The sequence below is a fragment of the Sorangium sp. So ce1014 genome (assembly GCF_051521505.1).
In the GTDB taxonomy this organism is placed as follows: Bacteria; Myxococcota_A; Polyangia; order Polyangiales; family Polyangiaceae; genus Sorangium.
Window position 1 is genome coordinate 8,347,968 of record NZ_CP150356.1, and the last position, 14,942, is coordinate 8,362,909.

The 14,942-nt window shown below is 71.1% G+C and carries 12 protein-coding genes; 8 read left to right on the top strand and 4 right to left on the bottom strand.

Going from position 1 to position 14,942, the window contains the following annotated elements; all coding sequences use genetic code 11:
- Window positions 1-388 precede the first annotated feature (388 nt).
- Window positions 389-1,432 (bottom strand): sterol desaturase family protein, encoded by a 1,044-nt coding sequence (locus WME75_RS31550; protein WP_437478917.1) that lies wholly within the window; start codon window positions 1,430-1,432, stop codon window positions 389-391.
- 441 nt (window positions 1,433-1,873) lie between these two features.
- Between WME75_RS31550 and WME75_RS31555 the strand changes: the two genes are divergently transcribed.
- The 8 genes from WME75_RS31555 (at window position 1,874) to WME75_RS31590 (ending at window position 11,118) form a co-directional block, all read left to right on the top strand.
- On the top strand, window positions 1,874-3,529 hold the full coding sequence (locus WME75_RS31555) for a glycoside hydrolase 5 family protein (RefSeq protein WP_437478918.1): 1,656 nt from the start codon (window positions 1,874-1,876) through the stop codon (window positions 3,527-3,529).
- A gap of 75 nt (window positions 3,530-3,604) precedes the next feature.
- Window positions 3,605-4,696 (top strand): D-xylose ABC transporter substrate-binding protein, encoded by a 1,092-nt coding sequence (xylF, locus tag WME75_RS31560; RefSeq protein WP_437478919.1) that lies wholly within the window; start codon window positions 3,605-3,607, stop codon window positions 4,694-4,696.
- A gap of 404 nt (window positions 4,697-5,100) precedes the next feature.
- Window positions 5,101-6,216: a phosphotransferase gene (locus WME75_RS31565; RefSeq protein WP_437478920.1), complete on the top strand. Its 1,116-nt coding sequence runs from the start codon at window positions 5,101-5,103 to the stop codon at window positions 6,214-6,216.
- Complete coding sequence (locus WME75_RS31570; protein WP_437478921.1) at window positions 6,213-6,746, top strand: adenylyl-sulfate kinase; 534 nt, start codon at window positions 6,213-6,215, stop codon at window positions 6,744-6,746. The genes WME75_RS31565 and WME75_RS31570 overlap by 4 nt, the downstream gene beginning before the upstream one ends.
- A complete protein-coding gene (locus WME75_RS31575; RefSeq protein ID WP_437478922.1) occupies window positions 6,740-8,365 on the top strand; it encodes a protoglobin domain-containing protein in 1,626 nt (541 codons plus the stop codon). The genes WME75_RS31570 and WME75_RS31575 overlap by 7 nt, the downstream gene beginning before the upstream one ends.
- 68 nt (window positions 8,366-8,433) lie before the next feature.
- Window positions 8,434-8,892, top strand: a complete 459-nt coding sequence (locus WME75_RS31580; protein ID WP_437478923.1) for a response regulator — start codon at window positions 8,434-8,436, stop codon at window positions 8,890-8,892.
- 214 nt (window positions 8,893-9,106) lie between these two features.
- Window positions 9,107-9,535 carry a CBS domain-containing protein gene (locus tag WME75_RS31585; RefSeq protein ID WP_437478924.1) on the top strand — a complete coding sequence of 143 codons (429 nt, stop codon included), beginning with the start codon at window positions 9,107-9,109 and terminating at the stop codon, window positions 9,533-9,535.
- 188 nt (window positions 9,536-9,723) lie between these two features.
- Window positions 9,724-11,118: a sigma-54-dependent transcriptional regulator gene (locus WME75_RS31590; protein WP_437478925.1), complete on the top strand. Its 1,395-nt coding sequence runs from the start codon at window positions 9,724-9,726 to the stop codon at window positions 11,116-11,118.
- 48 nt (window positions 11,119-11,166) lie between these two features.
- Here the strand turns inward: WME75_RS31590 and WME75_RS31595 are convergent, their stop codons facing one another.
- The 3 genes from WME75_RS31595 to WME75_RS31605 all read right to left on the bottom strand — a co-directional run bounded on the left by WME75_RS31595 (window position 11,167) and on the right by WME75_RS31605 (window position 14,469).
- Window positions 11,167-12,285 (bottom strand): branched-chain amino acid aminotransferase, encoded by a 1,119-nt coding sequence (locus WME75_RS31595; RefSeq protein WP_437478926.1) that lies wholly within the window; start codon window positions 12,283-12,285, stop codon window positions 11,167-11,169.
- Between the two features lie 257 nt (window positions 12,286-12,542).
- Complete coding sequence (locus tag WME75_RS31600; RefSeq protein ID WP_437478927.1) at window positions 12,543-13,178, bottom strand: MBL fold metallo-hydrolase; 636 nt, start codon at window positions 13,176-13,178, stop codon at window positions 12,543-12,545.
- A 46-nt stretch (window positions 13,179-13,224) separates the two neighbouring features.
- A complete protein-coding gene (locus WME75_RS31605; RefSeq protein ID WP_437478928.1) occupies window positions 13,225-14,469 on the bottom strand; it encodes a hypothetical protein in 1,245 nt (414 codons plus the stop codon).
- Window positions 14,470-14,942 lie beyond the last annotated feature (473 nt).

Genomic DNA, 14,942 nt, shown 5'->3' on the forward strand with positions numbered 1-14,942 from the left:
GCCGCGCGGGCGTTCCGCGGCGCTACCGTCCTCGCCGCGGAGCGCCCGCGCGAGCCGCGCGCCGAGCCGCCGCATCCACGGGATCGATCGCGGGAAGTCGGCAATCCCATTCAGTCACGCTCCCCCGCGCGCCAGGCTGGCAGCCACGACTCAGAACCGCAGACATCACGTCACGCCCCCGACGACGTCACGCCCCCGACACCTCTCTCCGAGCTGCCCGGCGCTCTCCCGCTGCGCTCCGACGTCGCTCGCACATGCGGCCCAGAGCGGCGGGCACCCGCACAGGAGACGGGCCCAGATCGGCGTTTTCGGCGCGGAAGCGCACTCCAGTGCGCTGAGCACCGAAAACGTCGAGATGGGCTCGTATCCGCAGCGGGTGCCCGCCGCTCTAATCGAGCAGCGCGCCGACGGCGGCGAGCGCGGCGAGGAGGACCGCCGCCCCCGCCCACAGCGGGCCTGCGGCGAGGCCCGGCGCCGCGTCGAGGAACGCGATCGCGCCGAGCAGCGCCGCCAGGAAGAGCGCCACCGCGAGCGCGCGCACCGCGGGGGGGCGCTCCACGTCGTGCAGGACGTAGCCCGGGTCGGTGCGCAGCGGGCCCTCCTCGGGTAGGGCCACCCCGGACCGAAAGTCCGGCGGACGGAGCCAGACGAGCAGCTTGCCAGAGAGGCGCGGCTCCGCCGCCGCCATGCGCACAAGCTTCCGCCACGGGTCGACGTTCGCGCGCAGCGCGCTGAAGCTCGCGAGCGGCTGGACCACGCCGTACCGCGGGGGCGCCTTCTCCGCACGGAAGGTGCCGAACAGCCGATCCCAGACGATGAGCACGCCGCCGTGATTCCTGTCGAGATACTCGGGGTCGACGCCGTGGTGCACCCGGTGATGAGACGGCGTGTTCAGCACCCACTCCAGCGGACCAAGGCGGCCGACGAGCTGCGTGTGGATCCAGAACTGGTACAGGATGTTCAACGTATAGGTCGTGACGAGCATCCCCGGCGGAAAGCCGAGCAGAGCGAGCGGCCAGAAGAACGGCCAGAAGAACGCCCGCTGGAGCCAGCTCTGGCGCAGCGCGACCGAGAGATTGTAGTCCTCGCTCTGGTGGTGGACCGCGTGCGCCGCCCACAGGAAATTCACCCGGTGGCTCGCGCGGTGCGCCCAGTAATAGCAGAAGTCGACCGCGACGAAGCAGGCCAGCCAGCTCGACAACGCGCCCGGCGACAGCCGCACGAGCGCGGCATGCTCGAAGAGGAAGAGATAGACGAGCACGCCGCCGCTCACGACGGAGACGATGGCCTGCTGCCCGACCCCGCACGAGAGGTTGGCGAGCGCGTCCGAGAAGCGGTAATCGCGCCGCCCGCGGCGGCGGCAGAGCCAGAGCTCGATGCCGATGAGCGCGAAAAAAGCCGGCACCGCAAACAGGATCAACGTCGGAGACATGCCCCCGTCCTCCGCGGAGCCACCGCGCAGCGGCTGAGCTCACGCTCACCCATTCTAGCCTCAACGCCCCCGGCACGCCCGGTGACGCATCCCACCGGCCGACCTCGCCTCGCCACGCGCCACCCTCGCGCCTGCGGGGGCTCTGCCACCCCGCCGAGCACCGCGCGTACGAGCCAAAGCGGCGCTGCCGCACACGCTCTTCTCTGTTGACGCTGAACCGTTTAAGTGGTCTGCCACGACGCGCACCGGTGCGAGGGTGACACCCCGCGTGGAGATTTGCATCGGCGCGAAAACCGGGGAGCTCGCTGTGGCCACGGCAACACGATCACCACGACGGCGACGCGACAGCCCGGCACGTCGCCCCACGCCGGCCGTGGGCTCCAGGCGGCAGAGCTCAACCACTCTTGAGGAACGAACCTCGTACCAGATAAGGAACCGACCATGAACAAGACCTTCTTGCTCGCTTTGGGTTTGCTCTCCCTCGCCGCGTGCACCTCCGACACGACGGACCCCAGGCCCACCGGCGGCACCGGCGGCACCGGCGGCACCGGCGGGTCCGGCGGCAACGACGCCACCGGCGGCGGCGGCGGCAGCGACGCCACCGGCGGCGGCGGCAGCGACGCCACCGGCGGCGGCGGGGACGGAACCGGCGGCGGCGAGCCGCTCGACTGCGCCGAGCAACCCGAAAAGTGCTACGTCCGCGCCGATGGGAGTATGCTCACGCTCGACGGGAAACCGTACAAGTACATGGGCACGAATTTCTGGTCAGCTCCCTACATCAGCCTCGAGCGCCTGCGCCTCGAGCTCGACATCCTCGAGGCCCATGGCGTCATGAACCTCCGGCTCATGGCGCTCAGCGAGGGCGACATCCCCGAGGCGCAGCAGAACGACCAGCAGTACGGCCCGCAGCGGATCTACCCCGCGTCGTCCAACGAGCCGTGCGCGGATCCGGAGCTCGAGACGTTCGCGGACAACCTGGCGACGGTGCTCGACGAGATCCACAGCCGCGGCATGAAGGCGGTCATGACCCTGAACGACTTCTGGCACTGGTCCGGCGGGATGCCCCAGTACATGAAGTGGGCCCACGACGAGGCCGACTCCTCCTGCGGAGAGGACTTCGGCGCGTACCAGGTCGGCCTGACCCACCCCGAGACGGGCGCCGATCTGCTCGAGGCCGGCCACCACGTGCCGTTCGCCGGCTCGATCCGGTTCGAGGAGGGCACCGGCGAGGACTGCCAGGCCGTCGCCATCAACGAGTGGGCGATCCCGCACTCGGGCACCCTCGACCCGGCCACGAACCCCTGGCCCGACCAGATGGACCTCTCCAGCCTCTTCTTTTGCAACAAGAAGGCCCAGGAGTTCTACTTCAGCCGGGCCAAGGTCGTGATCGAGAAGCTCAAGGATCACCCGGGGATCATGGCGTGGCAGCTCGGGAACGAGCCGCGCTCCTTCAAGGGCTGGGGCCCGCTCTTCAAGCTCTGGGTCGAGAGGAACGCGAAGTTCATCAAGGACATCGACCCGAACCACCTCGTCTCCATCGGCTCGGAGGGCGACCTCTCCTACAACTGGGGCGACTACGCCAACAGCGACTTCCGGGACTTCCACAACGTGCCCGGCATCGATTACCTCACCTTCCACGTCTGGCCGGAGAACTGGGAGTGGTACGACCCGTCGCTCCCGATCGACAGCTCCGCCGACAGGTCGCTCCGGTCGGCCATCACCAAGAGCGACGAGTACATCGAGCTGCAGATCGCGCACGCCAAGGCGCTGAACAAGCCAATCGTCGTCGAGGAGTTCGGCCTCGCGCGGGACGACAAGTCCGAGCCGGTCGGGTCGCCCGTCGCCAAGAGGAACGAGTACTACTCGTCCGTCTTCGACGCCGTCGTCAACAACGCAGAGCTCGCCGGCGTCAACTTCTGGGCCTGGGGCGGGACCGGAAGGCCGTCGGACGACGACAACGAGTACTGGCTCCTCGGAAACGACTACATCGGCGATCCGCCCCACGAGCTGCAGGGGTGGTACTCGGTGTACGACAACGACACGGAAACGCTGAACGTCATCATGAGCTACGCCGATAACATCAGTGCGATCGAGTAGCTCCGGCCCCAACACAGCCCACATTTCTCATCATCTGACTCGGAGGTCACCTTGATTCGTCGCTCCACCTTTCTCATGGCGCTGCTCTCTCTCACGTTCTCGGCCGGCTGCTCGAAGCCGGCCTCCGAAGGCGAGCCGGGCGCGGCCAAGACCGAGGACAAAGCCGCAAAGACCGCGGACGCCAAGGGTCCGGAGAAGAAGAAGATCACCATCGGCTTCTCGATGGATACCCTCAAGGAAGAGCGGTGGCAGCGCGACCGCGACCTGTTCAAGGCGAAGGCCGAGCAGCTCGGGGCGCAGGTGCTCGTCCAGTCCGCGAACAGCGACGACGCCCTGCAGAACTCGCAGGCAGAGAACCTGCTCACGCAGGGCGTCGACGTGCTCGTGGTCGTGCCCCACAACGCCAAGACGTCGGCCACCATCGTCGAGTCGGCGCACAAGCAGGGCGTGCCCGTCATCGCCTACGACCGGCTGATCCTCGACTCGGACCTCGATCTCTACGTGTCCTTCGACAACGTCCGCGTGGGCGAGCTCCAGGCCGACTACCTCGTGAAGAAGCAGCCGAAGGGGAGCTACGTCCTCATCGGCGGCTCCCCCACCGACAACAACGCGAAGCTCTTCCGCGATGGGCAGATGAACATCCTGAAGCCGCTCATCGACAAGGGGGACATCAAGGTCGTTGCGGACCAGTGGGCCAAGGACTGGCAGCCGGTCGAGGGGCTCAAGATCACCGAGAACGCCCTCACAAAGAACAACAACAACGTCACGGCGGTCGTCGCCTCGAACGACGGGCTCGCGGGCGCGGCGGTCCAGGCCCTCGGCGAGCAGAAGCTCGCCGGCAAGGTCGTCGTCTCGGGGCAGGACGCCGAGCTCGCCGCCTGCCAGCGCATCGCGGCCGGCACCCAGAGCATGACCGTCTACAAGCCGCTCAAGGCGCTCGCCGAGAAGGCCGCCGAGCTCGCCGTCAAGCTGGCGAAGAAGGAGCCCGTCGGCGAGAAGACGCAGACGGTCAACAACGGGAAGAAGGACGTCCCGAGCGTGCTCATCACGCCGGTCGCCGTGGACAAGGACAACCTCGCGTCCACGGTGATCGCGGACGGGTTCCACAAGGTCGAGGACGTCTACAAGGACCTCCCCAAGGACCAGTGGCCCGCGACGGGCAAGTAGTCGCCCTCAGGCCGGGCCGCGCCGCCCGGCAGGCGCCCCCGCCGCCGCGCTCGCCGGCGGCGGCCGCGCTCCCTCCCAGGACACAATCACGCCCGTCGCGCTGAGGGTCCGGCAAGTCCGGATTCCTCCTCGTGGTCATGCACGCTCGCGAATCCGGAGCTTCGCCCGTACGCCGAGCTGCACCCGAGCGCTGCGGCGCGGCGCACGCCTCGCGCGGCGACGCAGGTTCTGCAAGCGCACCGCGGCCGGGCCGACGCGCGGCCGCCCCTGTGGATCCCGGTCGGCGCCGGGCCCGGCGGTGACCGCGGCGCAGCGCGACCGGGCTCGTCAGGTACGTGGCCCGACTCTCGCAAGTCTCTCGCAGATCGCGCCCAGGCCACGACGCCCGCACGCCCGAGGAGACCATGAACGCCCCGCAGACCCTGCCTGAATCCGATCCCTCACGCCAGGTCCGCCAGCTCGTGGAGGCGGTGTTGCCGGACGCGCGGGTCGAGGACGTCACCACCCTGGGACCGGACGGCGGCCCGGGCAACGACCTGACCGAGAAGGCCGCCGGCTACGGCGTCCCCCGGCGGATCACGGTGGTGAGGCCCGACGGCTCGACGCAGAGGCTGGTCCTGCACACGTCGACCGCCAACGCGTTCGGACACGACAGGCGGTCGGATCGCGCGGCGGAGATGCTGCTCGCGTTCGACACCTTCGGGTCGATCCCGGCGCACGTGGAGGTCGTGGACGTCGGCTCGCTGACCCGCGACGGGCGCTTCCTGTCCCTGCGAGACGCGGGCGAGTTCTACGTCCTGACCACGTACGCCGAGGGCGACGTCTACGCCGCGGACCTGCGGCGGATCGCGAAGGAGCGCCGCGCGCGCCCGGAGGATCGGAGGCGCTGCGAGGCGCTCGCCAACTACCTCGTCGCGCTCCACGGCGCGAAGGGCGCGCAGCCGGGCAGCTACCGCCGCGCGGTGCGCGACCTCGTGGGCCACGGCGAGGGCATCTTCGGTATCATCGACGGCTACCCGGACGACGTGCCCGGCGCGCCGCCCGCCCGGCTCCAGGCCATCGAGCGGCGCTGCGTGGAATGGCGCTGGAAGCTCCGCGGCCGGGATCAGCGGCTCGCGCGCACGCACGGCGATTTCCACCCGTTCAACATCGTGTTCAACGAGGCGTCGCAGCTCACGCTGCTCGACACGAGCCGCGGGTCCCAGGGCGACCCCGCGGACGACGTCACCTGCCTCGCCATCAACTACGTCTTCTTCGCGCTGGGCGCGCCCGGCGCGTGGCAGGGCGGCTTCCGCGCGCTGTGGGAGCGGTTCTGGGACGTCTACCTCGGCTGGAGCGGCTCCGCGGGCGTGCTCGACGTGGCGGCGCCGTTCCTCGCGTGGCGCGCGCTCGTGCTGGCCAACCCCGGCTGGTACCCCGCGGTCACGGCGAGCGCGAGGGACGCCCTGCTCGGCCTCGTGGAGCGCGCCCTCGACGCCCCGCGCTTCGATCCGGCCGACGCCGAGAGGCTCTTCGCGTGAGCGGCGGCGTCGTCTGGATCACGGGGCTCCCCGCGTCGGGCAAATCCACCCTGGCCGCGCGGGTGCACCGCGAGCTCCTCGGCGAGGGCCGGGCGAGCTGCCTGCTCGACGGCGACGAGGTGCGCGACGCGCTCGTCCCGCGGCCCGGGTATGCGCCGCGAGAGCGCGACGATTTCTACGAGACCCTCGCGCGGCTCGCGGCGCTGATCGCGCGCCAGGGGCCGCTCGTGATCGTGGCGGCGACCGCGCACCGCCGCGCCTACCGGGAGCGCGCCCGCGCGCTCGCGCCGCGGCTCGTCGAGGTGTACATGGATGTCCCTCCCGGGGTCTGCCGCGAGCGCGATCCGAAGGGGCTCTACCGGGCGGCCGGCGCCGGCGAGATCGACGCGCTCCCCGGCGCAGGCCCCGACTACGAGGCGCCGCCCTCGCCGGAGATCGTCGCGCGCGGCGGCGAGGATGAAGCGGCGCTCGGGGCGATCCTGGAGCGCGCGAGATCGTGGTCCGCCGCCGCGGAAGCGCGCTCATGGTAGGCTCCCGCGCCGTGCCCGCGCACGAGACGCTCTTCGACGAGATCAAGCGCTACGTTCGCTTCGAGGACGAGGACGCAGGCTGGCTGGCCGCCTTTCGCGCGCACGCGGCGCCGCACTTCCCCCGCATCGCGGACGAGTTCTACGATCGCATCCGCGAGCACGAGGGCGCGCACGAGGTCTTCACCGGCGAGGAGCAGGTCGAGCGCCTCAAGCGATCGCTCGTCCGCTGGATGACGCGGATCTGCACCGGGCCCTACGACGGCGCGTACTTCGACGAGACCGCGAAGATCGGGCGGATCCACGTCCGGGTCGGCCTGCCCCAGCGGTACATGTTCACGGCGATGACGCTCATCCGGCTCGCGTTCTACGAGATCGCCCAGGGCGCGCTCGGCGCGGAGGCGATCCCGGTCCGATCCGCGGTGAGCAAGGTGCTCGATCTCGAGCTCGCCATCATGCTGGAGACGTACCGGGACGACTTCCTCGCGCGCGCGCAGCGCGCGGAGCGCCTGGACCGGGAGGAGGTCGGCCGCACGCTCGCGCGCACGGAGCACCGGTACAAGAGCGCGGTCGAGCTCGCGCGCGTCCTGGTCGTGGGCCTCGACGCGCACGCGGTCGTGCGGCTCTTCAACCGCGAGGCCGAGCGGATCACGGGGCTCGGACGCGAGGACATCCTCGGGATGCCGTTCGTCGAGATGCTCCTGCCCGAGGAGCTCCGCGCGGATCACGGCGCGCTCGTGGAGGACGTCGCCGCGGGCCGCCGCGCCGGCGCCGATCTCCTGGAGAGCAGCCTCCGCACGCGCGCCGGCAAGATCCGCGACGTGCGATGGCAGCTCGCGTACGCCCCCTCCGCGGCGGATGACGAGGTGGTGCTGTTCGCCATCGGCCAGGACACGACCGACGAGAACGCGCTCGCCGCGCGCGTGCGTCAGAGCGAGAAGCTCGCCGCGGTGGGGACGCTCGCGGCCGGCCTCGCGCACGAGATCAGGAACCCGCTCAACGGCGCGCAGCTGCACGTGACCTTCCTCGAGCGGGGGCTCGCGCGCGCCGGCATGAACGACCCGGACACCGTGGAGGCCATCCAGGTCGTCCGCGACGAGATCCGCCGCCTGTCGGAGCTTGTGAGCGAGTTCCTGGACTTCGCCCGGCCGAGGCCGCTGGTCGTGAAGCCGACGTCGGTCGTCTCGCTCTGCGAGCGGGCGGCGCGCGTCGCCGTGGCGTCGGACGGCGACGGCGCCGGCGCGCACGCCGAGGTGAAGGTCGATCTGCCCTCGACCGACATGGTGCTCGACCTCGATCCCGCCAGGATCGAGCAGGTCCTGCTGAACCTCCTCCGCAACGCGATGGAGGCGGCGGGGGCGGCCGGAGGCGGCACCGTCACCCTCCGCGCGCGCCGGAAGCCGCGCCACGTGCTCCTCGAGGTGGAGGACGACGGCCCCGGGGTCGCGAGCCCGGACGCGCCGATCTTCGACCCGTTCTACTCGACGAAGCCGGACGGCACCGGGCTCGGCCTGGCCATCGCACACCGCATCATCACCGATCACGACGGGACCCTCGATTTCCAGAGCCGCCCGGGGAAGACGCTGTTTCGCGTGACGCTGCCGATCCGCCTCTCCGGCTGAGCTCCCCGCCGTCCGCGGCGCGCGGGCCGCACGCCGGCGCTGGCACGCAAGTTGGTAGATCGCCCGGCGTGGAACCACGCAGCATCATCGAAGAGCCGCTGATCCTCCTCGTGGATGACGACATCCGCACCGCTCGCCTGCTCGCGCGCCTGCTCGAGGACGACGGCTTCCGGGTGGAGCTGGCCACCGACGGCGCCTTCGCGATCGCGCGGCTCGCGCGGACGCCGGTCCCCGACATCCTGGTGACCGACTTCCGCATGCCCCACGCCGACGGCATCGCGGTGGCGCGCTTCGCGCGGTCGCTCCGGCCGGATCTCCCGCTCTTCGTGCTCACCGGCTACCCCGAGCTCGTGGCGCGGCTCGGGCGAGGGCTCGTCCCCGAGGCGGTGGTGCACACAAAGCCGGTGGACTACTCCGCCCTGAGCGCCGAGCTGCGCTCCAGCGTGGAGGCGGTGTCCTCCAGCGCCGCGCGCGCGCAGCCGAGCGCTGCGGCCCCCGGTCCGCTCCCGTCCCCGATCCCGGCCTGAGCCCCCGGCGAGCGCCCGCCCGGGCGAACGGCTTGCGCCCCCGTGCAACCGCTGCGATCCGTCACCCCGCCGCGGCCGGCGGGCAGGCCGCGGCGCGGCCTCTCTCCGCCATGGATCCCGGGCCTGCGGCGCGCCGTCGACGCAGGCGCGCGACGCAGGGGGCAGGGAGCCGGGCGGGGGCCGGCGTGGCGCGCCTCGTGCACAAGGTCCGGGCATGTCCCTGTGCCGATTTGAACATGGCGCCGTGTGCGCAGAGCTCACCGAGACCGCAATCGACGTCGCGCGCAGGATGCGCGACTTCCGCGTGGGCTGCGTCGTCGTCACGCAGGGCGCGCGCGCCATTGGCATCCTCACCGATCGCGATCTCGTGATGCGGGTGATGGCCGACGCGCGCGACCCCGGGAAGACGCTCGTGTCCGAGATCGTGACGTACGATCCCACGACGCTCCAGCAGACCGACAGCATCGAGACGGCGCTCCGCCTGATGCGCGATCGCGGCGTCCGGCGGCTGCCGATCGTCCGTCACAACGGCAACGTGACCGGCATCGTCACGGCCGACGATCTCACCGTGATGCTCGCCGCGGAGCTGGCGGACCTCGGCGCCGGCATCCGCGACAACGTCGACGCAACCGAGAGCCGCTGACGGCGCCTCGTCCTCTCCAGCAGACCCACGCGACGCGCCGCTCGCCCCGCGGCCCTTGCGCCACCCTCCGGGCGGTGCTTGCCTGCCGCGCCGTCGCCGACGGAGGCGCGCCGCAGCCGGAGGAGAGCCGCGACGCGCCTCCATCGACCGCGGCGCGGTATCCTCTGGCGGTCTTCGGAAGGGACGACATGAACGCTGAGAAGAGGCAGGGCTCGAGGGTGCTCGTCGTGGACGACGAGGCGAGCGCGCGCTCGGGGCTGGAGAAGCTCCTGCGACAGGAGGGCTACGCCGTCGACGCAGCGGCGGACGGCGTCGAGGCGCTCGAGGTCGCGGCGGAGCGGCCGCCGGACGTCGTGGTCACCGATCTGAAGATGCCGAACATGGATGGCGTGACGCTGCTCGGGAAGCTCCGCGAGCAGGACCCATCGCTGCCGGTGATCGTCGTCACCGCGTTCGGCGACGTGAGCTCGGCGGTGCAGGCGATGCGGGCCGGGGCCGAGGACTACCTGACGAAGCCGGTCGACTTCGACGCGCTCCTCCTCTCTCTCGAGCGCGCCCTCGAGCGGAGCGCGCTCCGGGTCGAGGCGGAGAACCTCCGCCGGCAGCTGCGCGAGCGCGAGGGCGAGGGCGTGGAGGGGCTCATCGGGACGAGCCCGGCGATGCAGAAGGTCTACCGGATGGCCCGGCAGGTGGCGGGCGCGCGGGCGACGGTGCTCATCACCGGCGAGAGCGGCACCGGCAAGGGGGAGCTCGCGCGCGCCATCCACGCGAAGGGCCCGCGCGTCAAGGGCCCGTTCGTGACGCTGCACTGCGCGGCGCTCGCGGAGTCGCTGCTCGAGAGCGAGCTGTTCGGCCACGAGCGCGGCGCGTTCACCGGCGCCGACAAGCGGCGCATCGGGCGGTTCGAGCAGGCGCACGGCGGGACGCTCTTCCTCGACGAGGTCGGGGAGATCGCGCCGTCGACGCAGGTGAAGCTGCTCCGCGTGCTCCAGGAGCGGAAGTTCGAGCGCGTCGGCGGGAACGACACCGTGTCGGTCGACGTGCGGCTCATCGCGGCCACGAACCGCGATCTCGCGGCGGCCGTGCAGGAGGGCCACTTCCGGGAGGACCTCTACTACCGGCTCAACGTCGTCCACATCGACATGCCTCCGCTGCGCGTCCGCGACACCGACGTGCTGCTCCTCGCGAATCACTTCCTCCGCCGGTTCGCCGCGGAGAACCACCGCAAGATCGAGGGGTTCACCGATGAGGCGCGGGCGAAGCTCATCGCGCACCGGTGGCCGGGGAACGTGCGCGAGCTCGAGAACGCGATCGAGCGGGCCGTCGTGCTCTGCGACGAGACGCGCATCGACGCGGAGCACCTCCCCATCGACGCGGCGCCGGTCGCCAAGGGAGCCCTGCGGGTCCCGGGCGCCACCATGGCGGAGATCGAGCGCTATGCGATCCTGTCGACGCTCGAGGCGACGAACGGCTCGACGACGCGCGCGGCCGAGCTCCTCGACATCAGCATACGCACCATCCAGTACCGCCTGCACGAGTACGGCCTGACGGCGAAATCCAAGCGATCGCCGGCCACGGAGTAGGCGCCGCGCGAGGAGCCCGCGCCGCGCGACGCCCGCGCGGGATCCTCGTCAGACCACGTCGTGCATCCAGCCGTGCCGGTCGGGGGCGAGGCCGTGCTGGATGTTGAGCAGCGCCTCGCGGAAGCGCGCCGCCACCGGCCCCGTCTCGTTGTTGTGGATGGCGAAGCTCTCCTCTCGGGACTTCACGGCGCCGATCGGCGTGATGACCGCGGCCGTGCCGCACGCGAACGCCTCGGTCATGCGGCCCTCGCGCACCGCCGCGCGCCACTCGTCGAAGGTGACCCTGCGCTCCTCCGCGCCATAGCCGAAATCCCGGGCGAGCTGGATGATGCTGTCGCGGGTGATGCCCGGGAGGAGCGTGCCTGTCAGCTCGGGCGTCACGAGCACCGTGCGCCCGCCCTCCTCGTAGACGAAGAAGATGTTCATTCCCCCCATCTCCTCGACGACCTTGCGATGCACCGCATCGAGCCAGACCACCTGCGCGCAGCCCTCCGCCGCGGCGTTCATCTGCGCGAGCAGGCTCGCGGCGTAGTTGCCGGCGAACTTGGCCGCGCCCGTGCCGCCCGGCGCCGCCCTGACGAAATCCTCCGAGATCCAGACCGTCACCGGCTTCACGCCCTGGGGGAAATACGCGGCCGCGGGAGACGCGATCACCAGGAAATCGTACTCGCGTGACGACCTCACCCCGAGCGCCACCTCGGTCGCGAACATCAGCGGTCGGATATACAGGCTCTCGCCCACCGCCGCGGGCACCCACGCGCGATCCTGGCGGATCAGGGCGTCGACGGAGCTCACGAACAGCGGGACCGGCATCTCCGGCATCGCGAGCCGCCGGGCAGAGCTGTTGAAGCGGTGCGCGTTCGCCTCCGGCCGGAACGTCCTGATGCGCCCGTCCGGCTGGCGGTACGCCTTGAACCCCTCGAAGATCGCCTGACCGTAGTGCAGCACCATGGCCGCGGGATCCAGCGTGAGCGGCGCGTACGGCTTGAGCTGCCCCCGGAGCCAGCCCCTGTCCGCGGCGTACGGGATCACGACCATGTGCTCCGTGAACACGCGCCCGAAGCCAGGGTTCTGCATGCGCTGCGCGCGCTCCGCGTCGCCGAGAGGGTGCTGCGTGGGGAGGATCTCGAGATCGACCTTCGTGGCGGACGCGCTTTCGGTGCTCATCGTGCTCGACTTCCGCGACGGACGGCGATCGATCCGGCTCAAGGGAGCCGGTGCGCGCTCTCGTCGTGCGGCATTTTTCGGAAGAATCCTGCCAGGATGCAAGCACTTTCTCGCGAGAAAGCGGCGCCGGCGCGCGGGCTGTTCAAGGCGGGAAGGCGCGAAGATGCCGGGGCTCTTCTTCCAGTTCCAGTTCCAGTTCCAGCGTTCCCGCTTTACACGTCTTCGCCCCAGCGACAGCGCGATCGGCCGGCGGCGGATCACGCACGCAAATAAGGGTTTGTGTCGCGTTCCTCACCGATGGTCGTGGAGGGGCCGTGTCCGGTCACCACCCGGGTCGACGGGTCGAGCGTGAGCAGCTTGCCCCGGATGGATGTGAAGAGCGCCTGCGCGTCGCCTCCCCAGAGGTCGGTCCTGCCGACGCTGCGCCGGAACAGGGTGTCCCCCGTGAACGCCACCGCGCCCGTCGTCGAGAGGGCCAGGAACGACACGCTGCCCGGCGTGTGCCCCGGCGTGTGGAGCACGTGCAGATCGAGCCCGCCGGCCTTCACGACCGCGCCGTCGTTCAGGTCGCCGTCGAGCTCGCAGCGCTCCGGCAGCGCGATGCCGAGGAGCGCCGCCTGGTCGGGGAGCAGATCATAGAGGAAGCGATCGGCCTCGTGGATGCGCGCCGCGGCGCCCGACCAGCGCTGGAGAGGCGCGGTGGCGCCGACGTGATCGATATGGGTGTGCGTGTGCACGATGGCCGCGACCGTCGCCCCGGCCCGCTCGAGGCGCGCGCGGATCTTGTCGAAATCGCCCCCGGGGTCGATGACGACCGCGGCCTTGCTGGCCGGGTCGACGACGATCGAGCAGTTGCAACCCAGCGGACCGACGGCGAACGTCTCGAGCAGCACGGGGCGGGCTTGTAGCACGCCGCGCCCCGGCCTCCACGCGCGACCTCTACTTCGGGGCGCTCACGATGGTGCCGCCCATGCCGAGCCCGTTGGTCCAGTAGACGCGGTTCGCGTCGAGGGCGATGCCGAAGGGCGACAGCTCCCTGGCGGCGAAGGCCCCGATGATGCCGTTCGGCAGCATCCGCATGATGTGCGGCGACGTCGGGTCGGTCCAGTAGACGCCCGTCGCGTCGGCGACGATGCCCCTCGGGTTCTCCTGCTCCATGATGATCGCCGGCGGCTCTCCTCCGGTCTTGGCCACGCGCATGACCGTGCCGGTCCTGCTGGTCGTCCAGTACACGTGCGTCGCGTCGATCGCGATCTCGCGCACCTCGCCTTGCTCGGTCGCCAGCTCGTTGAACGGACCCTCGCCCGTGGAGTCCTTGGGCGCGGACATCACCCGGCCGATCTCGTCGCGGACCGTCCAGTAGACATGGGTCGCGTCGACCGCGAGGGCGTGGGTCGTCCCCCCGCGGTTCGAGATGGTGACGAACGGTCCATTGCCGTCCGAGTCCTTTCGCGCGCGGACCACGGAGCCGCCGCGCTCGCGGTTCGTCCAGTAGACGAACTCGTCGTCGAGCGCGACGCCGAACGGGGCGGCCTGCGCTGCGGCGAGGGCGATCGGCGCCTCCTCGCCGCCGATGCGCGCCCTCATCACCTGGCCGTCGTTCATGCCGCTCCGACCCTGGTTGGCCCAGAAGACGTGGGTGTCGTCGGCCTTGATGTCGGCCGGCTCCGGCTGATCGATGGCGAGGTTGATCGCGACGGCCTCGCCGGGCGACCACTGCCTGACGACGCCCTGCTCCCCGTTGGTCCAGAACACGGTGCCGCGGGAGACCGCGATGTACAGCGGATCTTGCTGGCCGGAGACGTGGGTTGTGGTGCCGGCGCAGACGCCGGCCCGGCAGATACCGTCACACACGACGGGGCACGTGCCGCAGTGGAGGGCGTCGTTCGTCACGTTGATCTCACAGCTGTGCTCCTCGTCCGCGTCGCAGTCGACGTAGACATCGCCGCACACCGGCGGCTCGTCGACGATGACGGGCCCCGCGCCGGCGCCCCCGGTACCCGCGCCCGCGCCCGCGCCCGCGCCCGCGCCCGCCTCGCCCCCGCCGCCGTCGCCGCCCACGCCCGCCGCGCCCCCGTCGCCCGGGGCGCCGCCCTCGCCTCCGCTCGCGGAGGTCGCGCTCCCCGGTCCGGAGCCGCCGGTAGCGAAGAGGCTCGACGCATCGGGAGAGGAGCAAGCTGCCACGGAAAGTCCGGAGAAGAGCGCGAGGAGAACGGTGCGACGCATTGTGCTCTGCATGGAAACCTCCACGAATACAGGCTACACGAGCCCGTCGAGAAAACGCATCTGCGAACTTGGCGTGTTGCTCAAACGGCGTTCGTCCACGCACGACGGGCGCCGATGTGGGCTGCTCGTGGCAGAACAGCGGGCGCACGCCCGCCAGAGCCGGCTCGGCCGTCCGGCCGGCGCGCGGGGCCGGAGCTCCGGCGAGGTCGCGGGATCTGCCGAGAGGTGGTCGCGCTCCGCCGGCGACGGGCGGGCGCCGCCCGGCGCGCAATGGGGCCTCTCTCAACGGGGGTGCGGGCGCGACTCCGCATCTCGTATCCAGCGTCTCTTCCAGCGTCTCTCCTTGTTCGCGCCGCCGCGGGCCACAGGCCATGAGGGCTCCTGGCGCGCTGTCCGGCCGGAGGCACGATGCGCCTGTGCCTTCAGAGCAG